20 protein-coding genes are annotated in these 20,892 nt (G+C 50.9%); all 20 read right to left on the bottom strand.

Translation table 11 applies throughout. From position 1 onward, the window contains the following. Positions 1-205: 205 nt before the first annotated feature. The 20 genes from RHOM_RS02580 to RHOM_RS02485 all read right to left on the bottom strand — a co-directional run bounded on the left by RHOM_RS02580 (position 206) and on the right by RHOM_RS02485 (position 20,374). Positions 206-826 (bottom strand): manganese efflux pump, encoded by a 621-nt coding sequence (locus RHOM_RS02580; protein WP_014078701.1) that lies wholly within the window; start codon positions 824-826, stop codon positions 206-208. A gap of 108 nt (positions 827-934) precedes the next feature. Beyond that, positions 935-1,792 (bottom strand): sugar ABC transporter permease, encoded by an 858-nt coding sequence (locus tag RHOM_RS02575; protein WP_014078700.1) that lies wholly within the window; start codon positions 1,790-1,792, stop codon positions 935-937. After that, positions 1,789-3,108 carry a carbohydrate ABC transporter permease gene (locus RHOM_RS02570; protein WP_014078699.1) on the bottom strand — a complete coding sequence of 440 codons (1,320 nt, stop codon included), beginning with the start codon at positions 3,106-3,108 and terminating at the stop codon, positions 1,789-1,791. Before RHOM_RS02570 ends, RHOM_RS02575 begins: the two co-directional genes overlap by 4 nt. Before the next feature lie 19 nt (positions 3,109-3,127). Next, the gene (locus tag RHOM_RS02565) at positions 3,128-4,600 is read right to left on the bottom strand and encodes a sugar ABC transporter substrate-binding protein (protein WP_143761650.1); all 1,473 of its coding nucleotides are present in this window, start codon (positions 4,598-4,600) and stop codon (positions 3,128-3,130) included. A gap of 34 nt (positions 4,601-4,634) precedes the next feature. After that, complete coding sequence (locus RHOM_RS02560) at positions 4,635-5,018, bottom strand: cyclomaltodextrinase (protein ID WP_014078697.1); 384 nt, start codon at positions 5,016-5,018, stop codon at positions 4,635-4,637. An 80-nt stretch (positions 5,019-5,098) separates the two neighbouring features. Then, entirely contained in the window at positions 5,099-6,298 is a 1,200-nt protein-coding gene (locus RHOM_RS02555; RefSeq protein ID WP_014078696.1) for a cofactor-independent phosphoglycerate mutase, read from the bottom strand. A 55-nt stretch (positions 6,299-6,353) separates the two neighbouring features. Continuing rightward, complete coding sequence (locus RHOM_RS02550; RefSeq protein WP_014078695.1) at positions 6,354-7,559, bottom strand: homoserine dehydrogenase; 1,206 nt, start codon at positions 7,557-7,559, stop codon at positions 6,354-6,356. 36 nt (positions 7,560-7,595) lie between these two features. After that, positions 7,596-8,039: an ACT domain-containing protein gene (locus RHOM_RS02545; RefSeq protein WP_014078694.1), complete on the bottom strand. Its 444-nt coding sequence runs from the start codon at positions 8,037-8,039 to the stop codon at positions 7,596-7,598. A gap of 161 nt (positions 8,040-8,200) precedes the next feature. Beyond that, the gene (locus RHOM_RS02540) at positions 8,201-9,061 is read right to left on the bottom strand and encodes a TPM domain-containing protein (protein ID WP_014078693.1); all 861 of its coding nucleotides are present in this window, start codon (positions 9,059-9,061) and stop codon (positions 8,201-8,203) included. Then, positions 9,055-10,182, bottom strand: coding sequence for a TFIIB-type zinc ribbon-containing protein (locus tag RHOM_RS02535; protein ID WP_014078692.1), 1,128 nt, complete (start codon positions 10,180-10,182; stop codon positions 9,055-9,057). Before RHOM_RS02535 ends, RHOM_RS02540 begins: the two co-directional genes overlap by 7 nt. 2 nt (positions 10,183-10,184) lie before the next feature. Next, complete coding sequence (locus tag RHOM_RS02530) at positions 10,185-11,507, bottom strand: SPFH domain-containing protein (protein ID WP_014078691.1); 1,323 nt, start codon at positions 11,505-11,507, stop codon at positions 10,185-10,187. Positions 11,508-11,608: 101 nt separating this feature from the next. Beyond that, positions 11,609-12,295: a TIM44-like domain-containing protein gene (locus RHOM_RS02525; RefSeq protein WP_014078690.1), complete on the bottom strand. Its 687-nt coding sequence runs from the start codon at positions 12,293-12,295 to the stop codon at positions 11,609-11,611. After that, positions 12,285-13,425, bottom strand: a protein-coding gene (gene prfB / locus RHOM_RS02520) for a peptide chain release factor 2 (RefSeq protein ID WP_118097229.1) whose coding sequence is annotated in 2 segments (ribosomal slippage) — positions 12,285-13,349 and positions 13,351-13,425 — 1,140 coding nt in all. Because the reading frame shifts where the segments join, the coding sequence is not laid out codon by codon here. The genes RHOM_RS02525 and prfB overlap by 11 nt, the downstream gene beginning before the upstream one ends. Continuing rightward, a complete protein-coding gene (locus RHOM_RS02515) occupies positions 13,412-13,954 on the bottom strand; it encodes a VanZ family protein (protein ID WP_014078688.1) in 543 nt (180 codons plus the stop codon). The genes prfB and RHOM_RS02515 overlap by 14 nt, the downstream gene beginning before the upstream one ends. An 18-nt stretch (positions 13,955-13,972) precedes the next feature. Next, the gene (locus tag RHOM_RS02510; protein WP_014078687.1) at positions 13,973-15,292 is read right to left on the bottom strand and encodes a S41 family peptidase; all 1,320 of its coding nucleotides are present in this window, start codon (positions 15,290-15,292) and stop codon (positions 13,973-13,975) included. A gap of 99 nt (positions 15,293-15,391) precedes the next feature. Beyond that, on the bottom strand, positions 15,392-16,591 hold the full coding sequence (locus RHOM_RS02505) for a murein hydrolase activator EnvC family protein (RefSeq protein WP_143761648.1): 1,200 nt from the start codon (positions 16,589-16,591) through the stop codon (positions 15,392-15,394). Positions 16,592-16,628: 37 nt separating this feature from the next. Next, entirely contained in the window at positions 16,629-17,537 is a 909-nt protein-coding gene (gene ftsX, locus RHOM_RS02500; RefSeq protein ID WP_014078685.1) for a permease-like cell division protein FtsX, read from the bottom strand. Beyond that, positions 17,527-18,282 carry a cell division ATP-binding protein FtsE gene (ftsE, locus tag RHOM_RS02495; RefSeq protein ID WP_014078684.1) on the bottom strand — a complete coding sequence of 252 codons (756 nt, stop codon included), beginning with the start codon at positions 18,280-18,282 and terminating at the stop codon, positions 17,527-17,529. The genes ftsX and ftsE overlap by 11 nt, the downstream gene beginning before the upstream one ends. 121 nt (positions 18,283-18,403) lie before the next feature. Next, entirely contained in the window at positions 18,404-19,492 is a 1,089-nt protein-coding gene (locus RHOM_RS02490) for a PucR family transcriptional regulator (RefSeq protein WP_014078683.1), read from the bottom strand. 192 nt (positions 19,493-19,684) lie between these two features. Next, positions 19,685-20,374 (bottom strand): WecB/TagA/CpsF family glycosyltransferase, encoded by a 690-nt coding sequence (locus RHOM_RS02485; RefSeq protein ID WP_044024592.1) that lies wholly within the window; start codon positions 20,372-20,374, stop codon positions 19,685-19,687. Between the last annotated feature and the right edge of the window lie 518 nt (positions 20,375-20,892).

Below are 20,892 nucleotides of genomic sequence, written 5' to 3'. Positions count from 1 at the left end.
CGCAGCGCATAAAAAAAGGAGACATCGTCATAAAACCTGTAAGCACCCCTCATGTGCACAGGAATTAAAATCATCTCCACTCTCAGATCCCACAATATCTAATTATATTTTACAAGAGCTGTGCGTTTCCACTGCTTCATGTATAGGCATATTATACCATACCGCAATGAAAACGCAAGCTTTTTTTGACACATTTACTATAAATCTACAAAATCTTGCTGAATGCCAGCACCACAAACAGGGCGCCGCCGATCCAGGAGTAATCTCTTTTGCACCGGTCCGCCGCATATTTCCCGACAGCGCTTCCGCCAAGCACCGCAAGTGCACTGAATACCAGATTCAGGCATACCGTGCCGGCAATCGAAATATCCAGAAACGCCGCCCCCAGACCGCCGAAAAATCCGTCCACCGACATGGCGAGCGCGAAACATATTCCTTCCGTCACTGACATGGTCGCAGAGCAATCCCTATCTGCCGCCGCCGGATTATTGTAAATGCTGATGATAAAATTCAGCTGTGAAAATTTCATTTTTACCTGCTTGCACAGGAAATGGTGTCTCCTGATATACGCCCGGATTCCGTACTCCGTCAGCTTATAAGCGCCGACCAGAAACAATCCCGCAAAACACAGATACGCCGCATATTTTTCCCTGACCACTCCATCGATCAGTTTTCCGCACACTAATGAAAAAAACAGCACTCCGCTGCATACCGCGCCGATGCAGAGTGCTGTCTTCTTTTCGATCCGGATCTGTTCCGCCCCGCACGCCACGGATGCCAGAAAGACGTCCATAGAGAGCGCTACGATCAATAAAACTGTCTGCACATTTTTCCTCGAAACGGCTTTCTCATTCTATCTTATTCAAATCCGCGGCTGCTGCCACTTTGTATTCCGGATCACCGTTCCGCGGCTGCTGCCACTTTGTATTCCGGATCACCCTTTCACCGCGCCCGCAGCCATGCCGTTCACCATGTCCTTGACCAGGAAAAAATAAAGCAGGACAATCGGCACCGCGATGAACACGCTTCCCGCCGCAAATCTTGCAAATTCCGTCTCATCGAGGCTCATCAGACCGACCGCCACCGTATACAGGTTCTTTTCCTTCAGCAAAAGCTTCGGCAGAATAAAGTCGCTCCACGGCCAGGTAAAAGAAGAGAGCGCAGTATAAACGATGATCGGCCGGGAGAGCGGCAGATTGATTTTCATAAAAACCTGAAAATTCGTGGCTCCGTCAATTCTCGCCGCCTCGTCGATCGCCTTGGGAATCGTATCGAAAAAGCCTTTCTGCGTCAGATAGCCCATCGGCGCTCCCGCACTGTAGATTAAGATCAGTCCCCAGAGATGATTGATCAGATTAAACTGCGTCATCAGAAGGTACACCGCAATCATTCCCATAAAGGAAGGAAACATTCCGAGCACCATCGTAATCTTCATCATCGGTTTGCGCGCCGCGAACGTAAAACGTGACATGGTATAGGCGGTCAGAATCACCAGAAACGTGCCGAGGATGCAGCTGCCTGCCGCCACAAAAAGTGTATTGGCAAACCAGCGCGGATAGTTGTACAGTGCCGTATCCGTAAACAGCCGTTTGAAGCTCACCAGACTGTATCCGGCCGGGAAAAAACCGTCAAACGAATAGATCGTTCCCGATTTGGAAAACGATGCAAGGATCAGCCACAGGCACGGAAAGAAGAATACAAACGCCACTGCAAGCAATATGAGATAGGTCATTCCGGTATCGAGGATTCTTCCTGCGGACATCCGCCGCTTTTTCTCTGTTTTTCTGCTCATTGAAACGTATCCTCCTCCCTGTAAGACGGTGACTTTATGTAAACCACAAGTGATATTGCCGATGTGATAAAGAAAATAATCAGACTGATCGCCGCGCCGATGCAGTAATAATTGTTGTCGATGGACAGGTTATAGAGCCAGTTAATCAGAAGATCCGTATCGCTCGCAAGGAAATAGCCGTCCATATACAGCCCGCCCCGCAGGAAGTAAAAGATCCCGAAATTATTGAAATTTCCGATAAACTGTCCGATCAGCACCGGCATTGTCGAAAAAAGCACGAACGGCAGCGTCAGTTTCCGGAACTGCTGCATGCGTCCCGCCCCGTCAATGCGCGCCGCTTCATATAAGGAAGCATCCCGGTTTGACAGGATTCCTGTGGCGAGCAGCATGATCTGCGGTGTACTGATCCAGCAGTTGACCAAAAGTCCGATCAGGCGCGCCGTCCACTTGGCATCGAGATCCAGAAAGCCAACCGCACTGCCCCCGTGCGCCACAATGATCTGATTGACCGGTCCGCCGTAAGAAAACATGAACTTAAACGCCAGCAGGGTGATAAATCCCGGAATTGCGTATGCCAGCACCGGAAATGCGCGCCAGATGGCTTTTCCCCTGACGCAGTCTTTATTCAGGAGCAGCGCCAGCCCGAGACCGGCAAAATAATTGAGTGCAGTGGAGACAAGCGCCCACACGACATTCCATCCCAGAATCTTAAAAAAGGTCTGTGCAAACTGCGTCAGCGTCAGCAGTTTTTTAAAATTTGCAAGTCCCACCCAGTCCACGAGTTCCGGGGGTACAATGTCTCCGCCATAGTTCGTAAATGCAATCAGGATCATGAACAGAACCGGCAGGATCTGAAAGATGAATACACCGATGACCGGCAGCGCGAGCACCGTGACATAGAACTTTTTGTCGAGCAGCTGTGCCGCCTCCTCGCGGAAGGACAACACGCTTCTTCCCTGCTCGATCCGCTTCTGCATCCGGTAGGTGTCGCGCACGTTTCCACAGTAGATACACACAAACGCCGCCAGAACGATCCACGCAAATATTCCCATCAGCAGCATGACAACCGAGTTATCTCCCTCTACGCCAAGCCATGCATCCCCTCTGGTCGTACCCAGTGTAAAAAAACCGGCGAGATCACGACACCCGCGCATTGCCATATAGCAGATCATCAGGACTTCCGCCAGGAAAAAGCACACGCCTTTTCCCTTTGCGCCATAGCGGAACTGCCCTGCCCCCATGATGACCATTGATAATTTTACGTTCCCGCTGCTGTCACCAAACCAGGCAGCAGCACGCTTTATTTTTTGCTTCATACCGTTCTCTCCATATCTGCTACTTTAACGTATATATTGCGTCATGGATCTGTGTATCCACCTGTTCCAGCCCGCTCTTTAGCGCAGGCAGATCCTGATACTTTTTCCCACTGCCGCTTCGGAACGCGTCCTTCGCTAAATCTGTAAAAAAGGTCTGTGCCGGCGTCCAGATCTGCGACACCTCGGAGATGGACGGCATCAGCACCACATTTCCGTTCTCGAGATTTGCATAGATTTTCTCCGATATGTCCCCCGCACTCTCCGCCGCATCGCCGCGCGCCGGTGCAATTCCGAGCATCTCGCTCCGTCTGGTGACCATCTCATAGCTTGTCGCAAAATCAATAAATGCCAGGCAGGCATTCGGCGCCTTGGTGTACGCGCTCACTGCGTATCCGTTGACTCCGCCCATCGCTTTCATATCGATCAGTACCGGATCGCTCTCCGACAGATCGCCGCTTTCCGGAAGCTTCGGCAGTGTCGTCATGATCAGATTCTGCTTTGCTGTCTCCCTGGCTTCCTCCTCGTTCATGCCCTCCGCCTCGTATTCTTTTTCCAGTTCATCTGCGAACGTGGAGTACATATCCGGTGTCGAGAGCGTCGCAAAATAGGTGCCATCCCCCAGTTTGCTGTATGCGTTGGTTGTGATCGTGTCGTCGATACATTCCTCGTTCATCACACCCGCAAGCTGCTGCAGAACCCACGCGCCTTTTTCCGCCTCGCCGGCAGAAAATCCGACGTCCTCCGGGTTCGTATTCTCCTCGCCGAACACATAGCCGCCGTAGGAAAATAAGAATCCGCTGGAAAAATACACATCGTACAGCGACTTCATATACCCGTACTGCGCCGGATTTTCTTCATGGCGTTCTTTGGAATATGCATACAGATCGTTCCAGTTCTCCACCATATCCGGCACGCCGTTCTGATCCTCATCCCAGTTCTCCTGCCAGTCCTCCGGCAGCAGATCCGCCCGATAGTACAGCATCGGCGCCTGCACATTGACCGGGACACCGCAGCAGTAGGTCGTGCTGTCCACGGTCGTCTCATATGCCTTCCACGCGCTCTCCGGAATCTGCTCATAGCAGGACAGCTGCTGTACCGGAAGCGGATAGATATGTTTTCCCTTGGCGTACTGCATGATGACATCGTTCGCCTGGTATAACACATCCGGTCCATAGCCATAAGGTCCGTCATTTGCCAGATCCAGGTACTGATCCATGTTGGCATCCACCGCCGTGATTCCCTGATCGGCGTACGCCTCATTGAATGCGGTAATCAGCTCCTCAAAATATCCCTTGGAAATGGCGGTGTCATTTTCCAATACCCGGATCGTGACATTCTCCTCCAGTTCACCGTCAAAAACACTGCTTCCGGATACCGCGGCAGCGCTGCCGCTCTCCGTCGTCTTCTCCCCCGTCGTCTTCTCATCCGCACATCCTGCTGCCGCAAGGACGGCTGTCAGAAGTAACAGTGCCACCTCTTTTTTTCGTTTCATCTGCTTCCTCTTTTCTGCGGAATTTCCGCCCATATCAATCCAACGCTTCCCTCTGCTCTCTCACAATCAGATACCCTTCCGGCTCCACGCAGACGCCGCAGGTCATTTTCCCATCACCAGCTGCCGGAAGAACCGATGCCCGGTGAGCAGAAAGCACCTTGCTGTCCGCTTTCAGGCAATGCTCCTGCCGCCTCTGCTCCTCCGTCATATTGATGTACAGCGATACGCCCTCGCCCCCGGCCTTCCGCCTGACACAGAGCATCCCGTTTTCCGCTGCAAGCTCCACATTTCCGTCGGTGATCGCGGTGCAGCTGCGGATATGCGTCAGCTCCGTCAGCTTCTTTCGCACGTCGGTATCGGTGTGCACCTTTTCCCAGTCAAAGCATCTGCGGGAATCCGGATCATAGCCGCCCGGCACGTTTTTGTGTCATAGAAACGAAGTTTGCTATGACACAAAAAAATCCACCTTCCTACCCTAAATAGGAAGATGGATTTTTCTTACATCTGCAGCAGATATTCGATCAGTTTATGTCCTTCCGGAATAAAGTTGGCTGTCTGCGCCGCCTCGCGCTCATTGTAATGCCAGTTCTCACTGCGCTCTGCCGTGCTGTCATAGAGCAGATACGGTACATTGTCCGCCGTGTGTGTGCGCAGGGAAATCGGTGTCGGATGATCCGGAAGCACCACCATGCGGAAATCCTCTCCTGCCTCCGCAAGTCCCTCGGCGATCGGCCGGATAATGCGCTCATCCAGGCGCTCGATCGCCTTTACCTTCTTCTCAACGCTGCCCTGGTGTCCCATCTCATCCGGTCCTTCCAGATGCACGTAGACAAAGTCATATCCGTCCTTCGTCAGGACATCTAACGCCGCGTTCGCTTTTCCCTCATAATTTGTATCCAGACCGCCGTTCGCACCGTCCACTGTGATGACTTTCATGGAAGTGCCGACCGCAATTCCCTTCAGAAGATCAACTGCAGAAATCATCGCGCCCTGTTTGTGGGTGCGCTCCGTAAACGGATAGAGTGCCGGCTTTGTGCCTGCGCCCCAGAACCAGCAGGAGTTCGCAGGATTTAATCCCTTTTTCTTACGCTCGATGTTGATCGGATGATTCACGAGAATGTCATAGCTTTTCTTCATCATGGTGCGAAGCGCTTCGTTCTCCGGAAGCTTGTCTCCGATCTTCTGTCCCAGCACATCGTGCGGCTGCACCAGATCCACCACCTCGCCGTTCTCCCAGATCAGACAGTGGCGGTAGCTTGTGCCCACATAAAAATGAAAAATGTCTGTCTCCAGTTCCTTCTTCACCGCCTCCAAGAGCACTGCACATTCCTCGGTACTGATCTCACCCGAACTGTGGTCGATGATCGTACGGTCCTCGTAATTGTCCTCCTCGGAAAGCGTGACGATGTTGCAGCGCAGAGCCACATCCGTGTCTTTCATTGGAACACCGATAGAGAGTGCCTCAAGCGGAGAACGCCCCGAATAAAATTCTCTCGGGTTGTATCCCAGCACGGAGAGATTGGCAGTGTCGCTGCCCGGCTTCATGCCGTCCGGGATCGTATGTACCATGCCGATCTCACCTTTCGCTGCCAGTTCATCCATCTTTGGTGTCTTTGCATACTCTAACGGAGTCCTGCCGCCCAGACTCTCGATCGGGCGGTCTGCCATGCCATCTCCAAGAATTACCAAATACTTCATCTCACACTTCACTTTCTGCTGTTATCAGCCTGCTGTTTCACATCGGATCCCTGTTTTACTGTGCCACGCGGATCATCTGAAGTACACTGCCAAGCTCCGCCGCCTTTTTCTCATAATCAGCTTCGCTCATGCGCGCCGTCACAAATCCGGTCTCTCCGGATACGCCTTCCGCCGTTACATAACTCACTTCACCGAAGACTTCTTCTATGCGCTTCTCATCTGCGGACGTGCGCACAAAATAGCAGTTCTCGACGTTGCGGTAATCCACCAGTTCCAGTTTCTTAGAGCTCCACTCCACCGCGATATTGGTGTCCAGATGCTTCGCCATATCCACGATATCCGCTACAACCGCGCTCGCCGTCGGGAGCTTGCCGGCGCCGCTTCCGTAAAACATGGCATCGCCGAGCACATTGCCGTGTACAAAGATGGCATTGAACACATCGTTGACATTGTAGAGAGGGTGTGTCGCCGGTAAAAGGAACGGCGCTACCATCGCCACATATCCGTCTCCCACCTTGTGGCTGGATGCCAAAAGCTTGATGGCTCTGCCCATTGTCTTCGCATACCGGATATCGGTCGCTGTGATCTTCGTAATACCCTCTGTGTGAATATCCTCAAAGTCCACCTGCTGTCCGCATACCAGGGATGTCAGGATGGCGATCTTGCGGCAGGCATCGTATCCTTCAATGTCAGCGGTCGGGTCTTTCTCCGCATAACCCTTCGCCTGCGCATCCTTTAACACATCGTCGAACTCCGATCCCTCCTCGGTCATTTTCGTCAGCATGTAGTTCGTGGTTCCGTTCACAATTCCGGTGATCTCCTCGATCTCATCTGCCGTCAGACAGGAATTGAGCGGCCGGATAATCGGGATACCGCCGCCGACGCTCGCCTCGAACATGAAATTGACATTTTTCTTCTTGGCGAGTGCAATCAGCTCCGCACCCTTTGCCGCAACGAGCGCCTTGTTGGAGGTCGTCACATGTTTTCCCGCGGTAAGCATTGCCTTTACGAACGTGTACGCCGGCTCCACACCGCCCATCGTCTCGACGACGATCTGCACTTCCGGGTCATTTGCGATCACCTTATAATCATGTACCACCTTTTCCTGAATCGGATCCCCCGGAAAATCTCTTAAGTCCAGAATATATTTCACACCAATCTCTTCTCCGGCACGCTTTGCAATGCTGTTCTTATTGATGTCTAATACTTCCACTACGCCGGAACCGATGGTTCCATATCCCATTACTGCTACTCTGATCATACTGCCTCCACTTTCGTCTTCTATCCTATTCTGTTCCTACTCTCTTCCGAGGATCTTCACATAATGTATCCCTGTCTGCTCCTCGATGCTCGCCACCATCTGTGTCACATCTCCCGTCTCCGGCAGAACATCGACCGAGAGTGTCAGCGATGCGATCCCGTTGATCGGAATACTCTGATGAATCGTCAGGATATTGGCGTGAAACTCTGCCACCGTCTTGAGCACAATCGACAGCAGTCCCGGTTCATCATCCAGCTGGATGACCATGGTGATCGTCTTCCCCTTTGCTGTCTCATGAAACGGAAAAATATCATCCTTGTATTTATAGAAAGAACTCCGGCTGATCCCGACCTGCTCTGTCGCATCCTGCACGGAGTCCGTCTTCCCCGAATCCAGCAGCCGCTTTGCCTCCACGACACGAAGCAGTACATCCGGCACCGCCTTTTCCTTTAATACATAATACTGACCTTTCTCTTTCATGTTCCTCATAATCCTCTTTCTTCTGGTATCCCTCACGAGTGTATGTGTGCAGCACGCTGACACTTGTCCTCATGAGGAAGATAATAACACAAAGAGGCTGCACAGGCAACCTCTTTTGTGAATATCCGTAATAAAATTTAGTTATGGAAGCTATTCTCCCTTTAAAACTTGCGGCTTCCTCCGCCGTGTGATCTGCCGCTGCTGCTCGTGTGCGTCGTGCTTCTTCCGCTGTGCGAGGAGGAATGTCCTCCACTGCTGCCGCTGCTCGTTGAGATCCTGTGATGCGTCGTCGTCTGATTCACCAGACGATCTTCCTTGACGCGCAGATTGACCTTGGAATTCTGCTGGTAAGCGTAATAATATCCCTTTCCGCGCACCTTGTAACTGTTGCTGATCGTAAAATAAATGATGCAGCCGGCTCCGATGGCGACCGCCAGCACGCCGAAGATCTCCCCAAGCGTCAGAACATGGTATCTGGAAATCTTCCCCGTCTCGGAGTCATAATTGTACTGTCCCTCTGAAATCCCTTTTTCATAGTAATTCTCCACACCGGTCAGCATGGAATGCATACAGCCATTGTAATCGCCATTGCTGATCTTCGCGTACGCGGCATCCAGGATATCGTCAATTCTCGAATCCGTCAAATAACGGATCGCGATACCGCAGGTGGAGATCGTGATCTCGCGGTTATCCATATCAATCAGTAATGCCACACCGTCTTCCTGTTCCGGCGAATGTTCGTCAAAGAAATCATCCGCGTATGCGGTCGCACTTTTCCCCTGTGCATCATCTGTCGTGACCGCATAGACATTCCAGCCGGATTCTTCCATAAACGAGGCGATCTCATCGTTTAAGTCCGCGATCTCATCTGCCATAAGAAGTCCCGCCTCATCGTACACATAACCATCCGCTGCATCCTGCGCCGCGTCCGCCTCCGCCGCCAGTGCCGCACCGCTGCACGGAACAAGACACACCAGGCATACCAGACACCACAGGAGCGATTTTTTCATCTTCTCTACCATAAGAAATACCCTCCTAACAGTCCGAATACCAGAATGCCAAGCGCTATCAACAGACTGGTGAGCGCAAGTCTCGGGCGGTCAACCGGCAGATCACCGCAGATATTTCCATTCTGTCCGTTCATGGAATAGTAGTATACTTTTCCGTCTCTGCCCTTATATGTAATCGTCCATACCGGGAGCAGCACATACGACCAGATTTCCTTCTTCGGTGCAAAAAACGTATTCTTGACCGATACGCTGTTGTAACCGCTGATGGTATCGCGCATCAGCTTTTCAGCGCTCTCACGCATGGTGTGCTGCATCTTGCCCTGCACAGCATTCTGCTCAATATCTCTGCGCTCCGCAAGGAATCCGGAGAGGTATCCCATGTGAAAATCTTTCATCTTGTCATAGGCGTACGGCATCACACCGCTGGTAAGCTTTACATTCGCCTTCTTCAACGCGTTCTCCGTCAGATTGCGAAGCGACACATTGCCCTCGCGCTCCACCGCATAATATTTGGTCTCCGTGTACTGGGTATTGCCCGTCGTCCACATGCGCACACTTCTCGCGTCTCCCTGCATCTTTCCCTCCAGCTCCACGTCGTAGACCCAGTATGGGAAATAAACGCCTGTCATGCTCTCAATCTGTTTTTTGTTAAAAAATGCCTTCGGCACATATTTCTTTTTGCTGACAAAATCCAGAAACTTCTTCTCTGCATCCTCTCTGCCGATCTCAAACGGAATGATCTTATTCGGCAGATAGCTGCCTTCCAGCCGTTTTCCGAGCACGACCGGATTATGGCAGTAATAGCAGAAGGTTGCCGCAGTCGTCGCATCCGTCACAATCTCTGCGCCGCAGGACGGACAGCTGTAATACACCGCCTCGCCCTCCGGTTCGCTTTCCCGCTCTCCCACTGTCTGCCCGGTCTCTGCCTTCTCACCTGCCGCTGCCCCGGCTGCCGCTTGTGCTGCCCGCTCCTGTGCGGCAGCTTCCGGCTCCTCACCCTGCATCGGCTTCATCGCATCGAGTTCTTCCTGTGTGAACAGCGAATTACAGTATTCACACTTATACTTCTGTGTCGCCGGGTCAAAAATCAGTTCTCCGCCACAGTTTGGACACTTAAAACTGATAATTGCCATCGCTAGTTCCTCGCTTTCCCACAGTTGCTGCAGAATTTTCCGGTGTTCGTCTGTCCGCACTCGCACGTCCACTCACCGGATACCGGCTTTGGTTTTCCACACTCGCTGCAGAACTTTCCGGTGTTCACATGGCCGCACTCACACGTCCATTCGTCAGATACCGGCATCGGTTTTCCGCACTCGCTGCAGAACTTTCCGGTGTTCACATGACCGCACTCACATGTCCAGCCCGCCTGAGTACCTGCCCCCGGTGTCTGTCCTGCCGGCACTGCGCCTGCCGCTGGCATCTGTCCTGCCGGTGCCGCGCTGCCCTGCTGCATTCCTGCATTTGCCTGCATGTCTGCCGGTGTCTGCATCGCGCCAAGTCCGGACAGCGTCTGGTTCATGGCATTCATTCCCATGCCAACTCCCATAAAGCCTGCCATGGCACCGTTCGCATTGCTTCCGGCGTCACGCACACCCTCCGTAATATTCTTGACCGCCATACCGCGCATGACGTTGAAATCGCTTCCGAGCATTGCGCCCTCATTGCGCATGTTGATCAGCTTCTGGGACTCTTCGTCATAGGAAATGCCCGCGATACCGACCTTCTGGATCTCCATACCGCGCATCTGGTTCCAATCAGCATCCAGAATGTCCTGCATGTACTTGCCCAGTTCCATCGCCTTGGAAGTCACATAGGAAATACGTGTTCCGTCCGCCGACATCTGGTTGATCGCCGACTGCAGTGCCTCTAAAAACTCTGACAGGTACTGCTCGCCGATCTCATCGTAATTGACACGGTCTTTGTTTCTCGGGATCACTTCCGCATAGAACTGCAGCGGATTCGTGATCTTGATGGAATAATTACCGTGTGCGCGCAGGAAAAGCTCTGCGTTATAAAAATTATCAAAGTAATTGATCGGGTTTCTCGTTCCAAACTTGATCCCTTTGATCTCCTGCAGATTCAGGAAATATACTTTCTGTGCCGTCGGCGTCTGTCCACCGTACTTGATACGGTTGAACGTCTCTTTTACTGATTCTCCCAGTTCACCGTTTAGCATGGACGGCAGGGAAGAATTATCTACCTTATAATATCCCGGTTCTGCCGTGTAATCGACTACTTTTCCTCCATCCACAAGCATCATAAACTGGTTGTCGTACACGTGAATCACGGAGCCATTGCTCACCGTATTGTTCGTCCCCTTGGTATTCTGTCCTCTCCGGATCAGCACACCACTCGTAAAGACGGTCTGTTCCCCCATATCATCCGCCTCGAACACCTCGAGCCACTGATCCGCCAGTCCTCCGCTGATCGCACTACCGATTGCCTTGATAATTCCCATAACAATTCCTCCTGTTCTATTCTTTCGTTGTACTCTGACGAGTTCTTATTGGAAGTTCCTGCAAAACTTCATATGCACAGAATCATGCGCCAAAAATGTATTCACACATGGTGATAATCCACCTCAGAAAAACGTACCATCCGCCAGACTCTGGTGTCTACCGGTACAACCGGGCTGCCGCAGTATTCACAGATCTGCTGTCCAAGTCCCTTCATCGGAGCCCCGCAGTTCGGGCAGTTCAGCCCGAAGGCATTTCCCTCCGTCTGCTGCGCCGCATCCTGTACATAGAGCAGCTCCATATTGTACTTTGTCTGCAGCTTCCGGTCTTTGTATCCCCAGATAATTTTGCCCGCTTTTTCCTTGTAGTGGTAATGCTCTACCGCACTCTGAAATGTGATCACACAAGTGCCGTTCTTTTTTTCGTAATTGGAAATCTCTGTCTGATGAATGCGGATCTGCTCATAGGTCTCACGCACTCCTGCCGCACGGTTTCCCTCAATCTGACGGCTGACCTGCTCCTTCAGTTCATCGGAAGCGCGCGCGACACTTTCCAGATTCCCCGCCGACACTGCCTGAAGCGCCGCCACAAGCTGCTGCTGTGCGAGCGCCTCAAACTGCTCCAGATTCATTCCCGGAAAATCACGGGAAATCTGGGGTGCAAAAATCCGCGTCATGGAAGCGACCGACTTCGGTGTCTCCTCCAACATCTGTTCCTGACGCTTATATTCCTCAATCAGACCGCCTTTTCCAAACACCCACTTTAAGGTGCGGATCACATCACTGCTCATCGTCTCCTCCAAGTCCCTTCGGGCAGCCGAGGGAGAGCCACTTCAGATATCCATTCATAAAGATATCCAGCTTTCCGTCCAGCACGCTGTCCACATTACCGGTCTCCACACCGGTGCGGTGATCCTTCACCATCGTATACGGCTGCATGACATAGGAGCGGATCTGGTTGCCCCACCCGATCTCCGTCACTTCGCCGCGGATTCCCGCCGCCTTCTCGGCATTCTCCTGCTGCTTTAACAGGTACAGCTTTGCCTTTAACATCTGCATCGCTTTGTCCTTGTTCTGGAACTGGGAACGCTCATTCTGGCACTGTACCACAATACCGGTCGGAAGATGCGTGATACGGATCGCGGAAGACGTCTTATTGATATGCTGTCCGCCCGCACCGCTGGAGCGGTACGTATCGATCCGAAGATCATCGTCATTAATCTCCACATCCAGATCTTCCTCAATATCCGGCATGACATCGCAGGACACAAAAGAGGTCTGTCTCTTTCCCGCTGCATTGAACGGTGAGATACGCACCAGACGGTGCACACCTTTTTCTGATTTCAGATAGCCGTAGGCATTTTCTCCATTTACCTGGAATGTCACGGACTTGATGCCTGCTTCCTCTCCGTCCAGGGAGTCCAGCACTTCCACGCTGTATCCCTTGTCATCTGCCCAACGTGTATACATGCGGTAAAGCATTGCCGCCCAGTCACAGGACTCCGTACCGCCCGCGCCCGCATGAAGCGACACAATGGCATTGTCCCCATCGTACTCGCCGGACAGAAGCGTCTTTGCGCGGATGGCATCGTACGTCGTCGTAAACTCCGTTAGCATTTCTTCGATCTCCGGGATCAGCGTGGCGTCATTCTCCTCATATCCCATCTCGATCAGTGTCTCAATATCTTCAAACTGTGTCGTCAAAGAAGCATATGTGGCAACATCGTCCTTCATGCTCTTTAACTCTTTCATTTTTTTCTGGGAGACCTCCGGATCATTCCAGAAATCCGCAGCTTCCATCTCCCTCTCTAACTCCTGGATCCGCTGTTCTTTGTTTACCAGGTCAAAGTGAATCCCTCACTTCCTGCAGCGGTTCCCTGTATGTGTTCAGGGTCACTTTAAATTGATCAAGTTCTACCACAGTTATCACCTCTTTCATTTTTTCTATTCTTATTGTACTGGAAGCCCCGTCTTTTCGCAATCTTTTCCCACAATTTTCGCAGCGCTGTAAAAAGCAGCAGCCAGATCACCGCTCCCAGCGTATCAATACACACATCCGGGAACCGTCCGGCGCGCCCCGGGACAGACAGCTGGTGGATCTCATCGGTCGCCGCGTAAAGCGCCGCGACCGCAACCGCCGAAATTCCGCACACTTTCCAGTTACCGGAATATCCGTGCACAAAAGCGCACGCCAGCAGACAGAGTATTCCATATTCTGTCATATGCGCCAGCTTGCGCACCGGATAATCAATCCGGTCGGCATATGCTTCCATCTCGCTCTGTGTATATTCTGTTCCTGTCAGATGACTCCATGTTTCCACAATGCGGTAGGCAACCCCACCGCTGACCTGCTCCGATTCCGATGCCGGCTGTGCCGAAAACCGGAAAATCATCACCATACAAAGAAGCAGAAGTCCTCCTGTTATCACACGGTATATCCGAAGCTTCATCCCGTCTCCTCACTCCGATCAGTCGTTCTGTGTCTTCTCACTCAGCACTTCGATTGCCTTCTGCACCTGATTATCGTATTGGATCTCATACTGCTCTCCGTCCGGGTCGAGATACTCATATTCCAGTTCAATGTCCGGATCGATTCCGACACCGTGGATATAGTTGCCGTTCGGCGTAAAATATTTCGCGGTTGTCAGCTTGATGGCGTCTCCGTCTTCCAACGGGAACAGGCTCTGCACGATGCCCTTGCCGAATGTCGTCGTTCCGATCAGCGTTCCGTAGTTGTAATCCTTGATGGCTCCTGCAAAAATCTCGGAAGCGCTGGCGCTGTCCTGATTGATTAACACCGCCATCGGATAGTCAAAATGCGTGTCTCCGCTGGAGCGGTACTCCTCGCGGTGTCCGTTCTTATCCTCCGTGTAGACGATCAGACCTTCCGGCAGAATATCGTCAAGAATCTGTACCACGGAATCGACAAGTCCGCCGCCGTTATAGCGAAGGTCGACCACCAGCGATGTAAGCCCTTCCCCTTCCAGTTCCGCAAGTGCCTTCTCAAACTGGTTTGCCGTATCCTTCTCAAAAGATTCAATCCGGATATAACCGATCGTATCGTTTAACATCTGTGAAGATACGCTCGGCAGCGTCACATCGGCACGCTCCACGTCAAACGAGAGATTCTCTCCGGTAGACGGGCGGTAGATCTCAAGATGTACCGTCGTCCCGGCTTCCCCGCGGATCAGCTTCACGAGATCCGTGACATCCATCGTATCCGCCTCGGTTCCGTCCACCGACAGAATTACGTCTTCGTTGCGAAGTCCCGCACTCTCGGACGGTGTTCCCTCGTAAACCTTTGTGATTGTGACCTGCATGGTATCTTTATCCTGCGCAAGCCCTGCCCCGATTCCGTAATACTGACCCGTCATGCTGACCTGCGTCTGCGCGTACTCATCCGCCGTGTAGTAAACCGAATATCTGTCATCCAGTCCCTCCAGCAGTCCCGCATACAGACCGTCCTTTAAATCCTGAACATCGGTATCTTCATAATAATACAGATCAACGTAAGCTGACAGTTCGTTGATCTTTGCGGTTGTCTTTGCATCCAGCAGGGTCGTTCCGTCCGTATCTGCCGCTGCATTGGTGATGAGTATCTGGCTTCCGGTAAAGCGGCAGGTCAGATAAATGCCAAGCGCTCCGACGACCAGTGTTCCGCAGATTCCAAGAAGGATGCCGGCTCCCATTCCACGGCGTCTGCGCTCTTTTCCGCCGTCCGGCTTCTGCTCTCCGGTTGTCTCATTTTCTATCATGCCGTTTTGCATATTTTCTCTTTGTTCGTCCATAGTTTCCCTCATTTCTGTATGCTATCCGTAATAAGATATGTAAAAATTCCCTGTCCAAGGACAGGGAATTTCGGTCAATGCCTACGTGTACTTTCTCCATCAGCCGCCCAGGTAACTCCACGGGCTGACGTAACTTCCATTTAAAGAGACGCCGAAATGCAGATGGCTTCCGGTTGAAATGCCGGTACTTCCGACTTTTGCGATCACATCTCCCGCCGACACGGTCTGTCCGGGCGATACCAGCAGGGATGATGCGTGCATGTAGACGGTGTAGAGTCCTCCGCCGTGGTCGATCATCACATAATTGCCCGCCGCACTGCTGTAGGATGCCGCTGTTACCGTTCCATCCGCCGCCGCGATAATGTCCGCTCCCGCCGATGCTCCGATATCAATTCCCTTATGGTTCGACGACGCTCCCGACATCGGGGATACTCTCGTTCCATAATCGCTGGTCACCCGTGTGCTGCTCGGGCACGGCCACCGGAACGCTCCTCCGGTATACGGATGTTCCTCCACCCCGGCTGCCGCTTTCTCCGCTTCCGCTCTCTTGATCGCCGCAATCAGTTCTTCCTGCGCCTGAATCTCCGCCGCATAATAGTCGGCGTCGCTCTGCGCATCTTCAATATCTCCCGAGATGTCCGCAAGCTCCGACTCCTTCTGCCGCATCATAGCGGCAACAGTCGCTTTATTGCTCTCGACCGTCGACTTGAGTGCCTCCAGATCAGTATACTCCTGCTCCAGCTGGGCTTCCAGATTCACAATCGACTCCACGGTGTCCTGGTACTCGGTAAGCTTTTGTCTGTCATAGCTCTGTATCTGTGCGATATAATCTGCGGAATTTAAAAATTCAGAAATGTTTCTGGAAGATAAAAGCGCCTCCAGATAAGAGGTCTGCCCGTTCTCATACATGAACTGGATCCGCACTTTCATATCCGCGTACTGCTGTGCTTCCCTCTCTTTGGCTCCGGCAAGCTCGTCCTTCGTCTCCTGGATATCCTCGCTCTTTGCCGTCAGCTGATTCTCAAGATCCGTGATCCGCGCGGATATATCTATCAGCTGCTGGTTCAATTCTGTTACCTTGCTCTCGATATCACCCTTGGAATCCCTGAGATCCTCAATCGTGCTCTGCGCCTCTTTGAGCGCTTTTTCCAGCTGGGCTTTCTCGTCCTGCGCCTCCTGCAGGGATTTTGTGGAAGCGGCGTCCTCCGTCACTTTCTCTGTGGAAGCCGACGATGCCTGGATCGGTATGCCCGCCGCCAGCACCAGAATCAGTCCGAGCGCTGTTATTCTTCGTATCATTGTAAACTTCATGTGTTTCCTGTATGGCATCTTATCATTATACCCTCAAATGCTTGCGAATTGTGATGCGGCTTCCGATAAAACCGATTCCCACACCCAGAATCAATGCCACCGGGATCAGATTATGGAAAATCTCGTTCACGCTAAGGAACTTCATCATATTGCTGATAAAGCTGAACTTATCGCTGATGTACATTACAATCTTCCCGTACAATGCGTACAGAATGCCAAGCGGAATTGCCGCTCCGATCAGTCCGATTACAATACCTTCGACCACAAACGGTGCGCGCACAAAATAATCCGTCGCTCCGATCAGCTTCATGATCGCAATCTCTTCCTTGCGGACGGAGATACCCACCGTGATCGTATTGCTGATCAAAAAGACGGCAACACCGAGCAGAATCAGGATGACGCCCGCCGAGATGTACCCGATCAGACTGTTAAAGTCGGTCAGCGTGTTGGCCACCTGCTGGGACTGCTTTACTTCACGCACTCCATCGACGGACTTCAGGTAGGTAACCAGCGAGTCCTGCATCGATATATCATTCATGTAGATGGCATAGCTCGCGGAATTCGCCAGCGGGTTATCGCCAGCAAAACTTGCAGCCGCCGCTTCATTTCCCTCAAAGTACACTTCCTTGAAGCTTTCCCATGCTTCATCTGCTGAGATAAAGTCATAATGTGATACTTCCGGTCTCTCCGAAATCAGCTCCCCGATCTCCTCGATCCGCTGATCCGAGATTCCCTCATCAAACAGCACCGTCACTGCCACGCCGGACTCCGCATCCTTTACCATGGACTGGAAGTTCACGACAATCATATAGAACAGACCGAACAGGAAAATGCATGCCGTCATCGTGGCAATCGACGCCAGTGAGAACAGCTTGTTCTTCCAGATATTCACGATTCCCTGCTTAATTGTATAAAAAAACGTACTAATTCGCATAGTCGTCGTCACCTCCATCATCCAAGAAATCATCAAACAGATCATCGTCCTGTTCGACAGAGGTATCCTTACCGTAATGATCCGAAGCGGTATCGTCTACCACAACGCCTTTTTGCATCGTGATGACACGCTTATTCATTGCTTTCACAATCTCCAGATTGTGTGTTACTACAACCACCGTTGTTCCCTGCTCGTTGATCTCCTCCATCAGCTTCATAATCTCCCATGCATTATTCGCATCGAGATTACCGGTAGGCTCGTCCGCCAGCAGAATCTTCGGCTTGTTAATCAGCGCGCGCGCAATCGCCACACGCTGCTGCTCCCCTCCGGAAAGCTGTCTCGGGTATGAGCGGTATTTTGCCGCCAGTCCCACCATCGACAACAGTTTTGGAACATTTTTCTTGATGGAGCGGTTGGATTCGCCAATGACCTTTTGTGCAAAAGCTACATTGTCATAAATATTTCTATCCTTTAACAATCGGAAATCCTGAAAAACCACCCCAATGTTGCGGCGGAATTTCGGGATTTGTCTTCGTCTGATTTTATTTAATTTTCTGCCATTGATTGTAATGGTTCCCTCCGTCGGTTCCAGTTCCTTCAACAGGAGCTTGATCAGCGTCGACTTGCCCGAACCGCTGTCACCGACAACAAATACAAACTCTCCCTCCTCAATGTTAAGACTCACGTCATTAAGTGCAGGAATTCCCGCAGAGTACGACTTGCTGACATGCTCTAACTTTATCATGAAATTACCTCATTTCTGTATGCATCTCCGATGGTTCCGGAGAATCAAATGCTCTGTCCCATCCCATATAGTCTACTCAATGTATGCAGTTGTTGCAATACCCGTATGCAAATTTTAAGAATTAGTAGTCCAGAGACTCCATATACTTCATATATTTTACGACCATCAGTGCGATCTTGAACGTGATGGCATCCTCGAACACACGCAGATCCAGTCCGGTGCTCTTCTGCAGCTTATCCAGACGGTACACTAACGTGTTGCGGTGGATGTAAAGCTGTCTGGAAGTCTCTGATACGTTCAGGCTGTTCTCAAAGAACTTGTTGATCGTCGTCAACGTCTCCTCATCGAAATCATCCGGGGACTTATTGTCAAAAATCTCCTTGATGAACATCTTGCACAGCGGAATCGGCAGCTGGTAGATCAGACGACCGATACCGAGTGTGGAGTAAGCGATTACATCCTTCTCCTCGAAGAAGATCTTGCCGACATCAAGTGCCATCCGCGCCTCCTTGTAGGATCTGGATACCTCTTTGATCTCGCCGACAATCGTTCCGTATGCCACATGAACGTCGCTGTCCGCATCCGCACGGAACAGGTTGACCATGCTCTCCGCGATCTTGTTCAGTTCCTCGTAACCTTCGTTCTCGCCGACTTCCTTCACAACGATAATATTCTTCTCATCGACTGCTGTGACAAAATCCTTCGTCTTCGTGCCGAAGATTCCGCGGATCTTCTCCAGTTCATTGCCGTCCTTGTCGCGGTTCGTCTCCACAATGAATACCACGCGGCGCACCTCGGTGTCGATGTGAAGCTTCTTGGCACGGTTATAAATATCAACCAGCAACAGGTTGTCGAGCAGCAGATTCTTGATAAAATTATCCTTATCGAACCGCTCCTTATATGCTACCAGAAGATTCTGGATCTGGAAACTGGCAATCTTTCCCACCATGTATACATCATCGCTGTCTCCGCTTGCCAGAAGAATATACTCAAGCTGGTGCTCATCAAATACCTTGAAAAACTGATATCCGTTCACCACCTGGCTGTCTGCCGGTGACTCCACGAACGCCTGCGCCGGCTCAATGTACTGATCCGCCTCCGGAAAAGTGGCTGCTAACACCTTCCCCTCCACATCAATAATGCACAGATCTATTCTGGTGATTCCCTTTAATCCATCGATTGTATTCTGAAGTATTTGATTTGAAATCATAAGCTCCGCTCCTTCTCATCCTGCTTCTGCTGAAACTCTTCTGTCCGGTCACTGTGTTTCTTCCCTATGAGCAACTTTCACAATAAAAAGCCGCCTTTCTACCTCGGAACAAAAATATCTAAGCTATATTTTAATGCAAAACAGCAAAAAAAGAAAGAGGAAATGCATTTTTTTTTATGCATTTCCTCTTTTTCACTCCGCTTCCCCGGACTTTTCCTGATCCTGATACTTGTTCATACTGTTCTTCAATCTTCCCAGATGCAGCCGGTTCTTAACGAAACTTCCAAGTCCATGCTTTTTTCCATGAACGCCGAGTTCTCCCATGCCGAACCATATGGTCGCGCTCATCTTATCCTTATGCTCCGCGAAAAAATGTTCCTGCAGCGGAGACGGCAGAATCGAAACGATCACATCCGGCGTCGTCGCATTCATCTCATTGATGACGGCATCCAGATTCCCCACACAATTTTCCAGTGCATATTCTCCCGCCAGAATCAGCTTCGGGAATGCTTCCTGCAGTTCCGCTTTGACCTTCTGCACGTCCTCCTCCGTCTGTCCCAGCACAAAAATGCTCCGCTTATTGCGCTCGATCCTCCGATAGAATTCATATGAAAAATCATTCTGCTCCGTCTCCTGCACACGCTGCATGCTGTCCGCATCCGCCGCCTTTAAGATCTCCTTCTCCCCAATGACGGAAAGATCTAGCTCCGAGATCACGTTGTGTACCACCGGGTCCGTCTCTGACGCAATCAGCATCTGCATGGAAATGTTTTCGATTGTATTTAAAACATCATTACTCAGATAGTTCTCGACCTGCCGCATCGATTCCCGCACGGTATAGTTGTCAAGACCGATCCCCATAATATCTATTTTTTTAATCATTGTGCACCTATATCATTACCATTATTTGAAAAAACATACCTTCGTCTGCGAAAGATATGTTTTTAGTATAGCAAACTTGTATTCGTATTTCAAGATTCTTCCATTCCGGTCAAATTTACAGACTTCTTTTACTGCTTTTTTATAATTATTTTATATTTGAAATGTCAATAACTTTTCCAAACTTTCCACGAAATCGGACAACTTTATTATTTCTTCACAAAACAGACATTCGATTATTTTACTATGTAAACCAGATTTTTTTTCCCACTTTTCTGTGGATAATGTGAATAACTTCGTGTATAACTCGATTTTTCCTGTTTTTCCGTTTCTGCATTGTGGATAACTTTTTTGCAATTCACACTCATTTAGTCAGTTTTCCTTTTTCATTTTTTACAATTTGTGCACATTGTATAGACTGTGCCTTTTGTCCTATTCCTTCATTTTTTGCAATAATCCTGCGTTTTGGGGTGCAATATTGAGAAAATCATGTCCCTTCGTTATCAGGCAGAATGTAACTG

Origin of the sequence: Roseburia hominis A2-183, from assembly GCF_000225345.1 — a bacterium.
GTDB classification, from domain to species: Bacteria; Bacillota; Clostridia; order Lachnospirales; family Lachnospiraceae; genus Roseburia; species Roseburia hominis.
This window is presented reverse-complemented; position numbering and strand designations above follow the sequence as displayed.